Genomic DNA, 1973 nt, shown 5'->3' with positions numbered 1-1973 from the left:
GACACTGGACCGACTGGATTTAATCGGGTTACAGTGGGGACTAATGTTACACCTCTTCCCACATTATCAACTCTAGATTTGCTTGTTCCGCTTTCACAATTAACAATTACCATAGATGTCCCTGGTAATACCGTCAGGTTTATAGTAACAATAAATTCGGGGACTACGTTTTCAAGCGTAAGTAGCAACCCACTCGATGGGACTTTAGTATCATATCGAATTGATCGTGTTGCACCACCTATAGCTGTTTCCGGCGCTGCTAATACAGATTTTGACTTTACAACTACTACTTTTACAGCTTTTGATAACCCTGGAGTAGGAACTTTTACTTATGTACTAAGTGCAAGTTTAATACGTGTAACTACTCCTCCAGGTACGAATAACGAACGCATAACCAATGTTGTCTTCACTGCCGAAGAAATTACTCCTAATTAAATACCAATAATACTGATTTTCCGAACGAAAATTCCCTTTAGATCTTCTGAAGGGAATTTATTAAATTTCTCCAGATACATTTGATAATACTAACAAAAAACATGTTAATTAATTGCTGAGCTTCCTGAAAGAATTATGTATACTTTACATATCAAATAACGCTTTTGTTTAAACTTCTTCAACAAACCAAGATACAACGTAACTACACTTATCAAAGATTATTTCTGCTGAATTCTCTGCTCTTTTCTTAGATTTATATACTTTTGTATCAAATGTAACCCCTATATCAGTTATCGGAAATGTTTCTCCTTGTACTCGGTAAATATCACCTCTCCAATAACCATAAGATTCACGTATCTCACCTTTCGATTTATTACTCGATAGATAGATTACATATCCATTCATTTTCTACCCTCGCTTTTGTACAAAATTCAAATTTCATTAAAGTAACTGTGTTTTTCGTTCTTCCATACGAATTACTTTTCCACTTTGATATACAAATGATTGTTCACCAAATCCACCTTGGGGTGGTTCTATTAGTTGGACCTGACCATTTTTAACAACATATATTCCGTTTATTTTCAAATCTATTTCAGCTGTCATTTCTACAAGGTTTTCTTTAATAATTCCCACTAAGACCACTCCCGTATGTTATGATTATTTTGTCGAAGCAAGTCGGGAGCAATCTCGACTTTTTTATTTTGTTATAGATATTCCACAACATTATCGGGAATAAATGATTGTTCTAATGATAAATAAAGTCGTATTGAAATCGGTTCTTTATTATCTCTCGCAGACTTGCAAAGCTCCTCCGCTTCTTCCCAATCGAACTGCTTATCTTCCGCTCGCTTAAATCTCCAAATTCCAATTGTATATTCCTCAAATAATTCATACTGATCATCTGGCGCTGTTGTTGGTTTTAATTCATCAGTGGCTCTTACTTGTTTTGGCACTTGAACAACTACATCCGTAAAACGAACTTTAGAATTTAATCGATGAATGTTTGCTTTCTCCGTATCGAATGCTACTACAGGCTCAACATCAAATATTGTTAACTGCTTTGGCATTACAATCCTCCTAAGCCTCTTTTTTATATTTAGATAACACTTGTTCTAAACGTTTACGTTCAGCTTCTAATTCGGTTTCACTAAGCTCTACTGACTGAGAATTTGTTTCCGTATCTTGAGTATGTAACCAATCAGGAACAATTTCATTTCGAGCATTATTCCTTCCACCACGAGAATGGTATTTCTTACGGAATTGAGTTTGTGCAGCTTCAACATCAGTAATACTCTTATACCCCTTAGCATGCCAATCTCTTAAAATACCTTGTACATAAGACATATTAGGTGCATTCTTTTCTAAAGCTATTTTCATTGCTTTGATAACAAGCTGTGCATTCAAATCTTCAATCCACGCATTAATCCCTTCAGCTACAAATGGTTTAAGAACTCCAAAGTTTTGCTCATAAAATGCTATTGGATTTTCTTCTGCAACTTTTTTATCTCTTGAGCAGCTTGCTGCTTCTTCTTTTGTTT

Annotated in this window: 5 protein-coding genes; 1 reads left to right on the top strand and 4 read right to left on the bottom strand. The window is 35.0% G+C overall.

The features are described 5' to 3' along the window. A partial coding sequence (locus MR167_RS31285) for a hypothetical protein (RefSeq protein WP_242316220.1) occupies positions 1-435 on the top strand: 435 nt, incomplete at its 5' end. Positions 436-603: 168 nt separating this feature from the next. Here MR167_RS31285 and MR167_RS31280 read toward each other — a convergent pair. From MR167_RS31280 to MR167_RS31265, 4 genes are all read right to left on the bottom strand, one after another. Continuing rightward, positions 604-840 carry a hypothetical protein gene (locus MR167_RS31280; protein ID WP_242316219.1) on the bottom strand — a complete coding sequence of 79 codons (237 nt, stop codon included), beginning with the start codon at positions 838-840 and terminating at the stop codon, positions 604-606. Positions 841-876: 36 nt separating this feature from the next. Next, positions 877-1068 (bottom strand): DUF3954 domain-containing protein, encoded by a 192-nt coding sequence (locus MR167_RS31275; RefSeq protein WP_000511367.1) that lies wholly within the window; start codon positions 1066-1068, stop codon positions 877-879. 71 nt (positions 1069-1139) lie between these two features. Continuing rightward, entirely contained in the window at positions 1140-1502 is a 363-nt protein-coding gene (locus MR167_RS31270) for a cell division protein SepF (protein WP_242316218.1), read from the bottom strand. A 10-nt stretch (positions 1503-1512) separates the two neighbouring features. Continuing rightward, positions 1513-1973 (bottom strand): DnaD domain-containing protein (locus tag MR167_RS31265; RefSeq protein ID WP_242316217.1); only part of this gene is annotated, 461 nt, incomplete at its 5' end.

Source organism: Bacillus cereus group sp. BfR-BA-01355, from assembly GCF_022663675.1.
Lineage (GTDB): Bacteria > Bacillota > Bacilli > Bacillales > Bacillaceae_G > Bacillus_A > Bacillus_A thuringiensis_S.
This window is presented reverse-complemented; position numbering and strand designations above follow the sequence as displayed.